The sequence below is a fragment of the Idiomarina sp. Sol25 genome (assembly GCF_033052775.1).
Lineage (GTDB): Bacteria > Pseudomonadota > Gammaproteobacteria > Enterobacterales > Alteromonadaceae > Idiomarina.
This window is the reverse complement of the sequence record NZ_JAUPEW010000259.1, coordinates 1-232: the sequence shown is the minus strand read 5'-3', so window position 1 is coordinate 232 and position 232 is coordinate 1. Positions and strand designations below refer to the sequence as shown.

1 protein-coding gene is annotated in these 232 nt (G+C 72.0%); it reads right to left on the bottom strand.

Annotated elements, in window-relative coordinates; all coding sequences use genetic code 11:
- The coding region (locus tag Q5L94_RS14210) for a hypothetical protein (RefSeq protein ID WP_317498993.1) at positions 1–232 on the bottom strand (232 nt) is incomplete at both ends.

The following is a 232-nucleotide window of genomic DNA, read 5'->3' as shown; positions in this document are numbered from 1 at the left end:
GCCCAATTATCGCCTTCGGCCAACAGGGTGAGCTGCCCCCGCGCCGAGGCGGATCCAAGCCCGGCGGCCCGCTCAAGCCAATCGAACGCCTCGGCCCAGTTCTGCGGCATCCAGGCGCCGGCGGCGTTCAGCGTCGCCATCAGCTTCGCCGCCTCCGCGTCCCCCGCCTCTCCCAGGCTCCGAAGGATTTCGACGCCCGCCGCCGGTCGCGGATCGCCCCCTTCGCCGATCA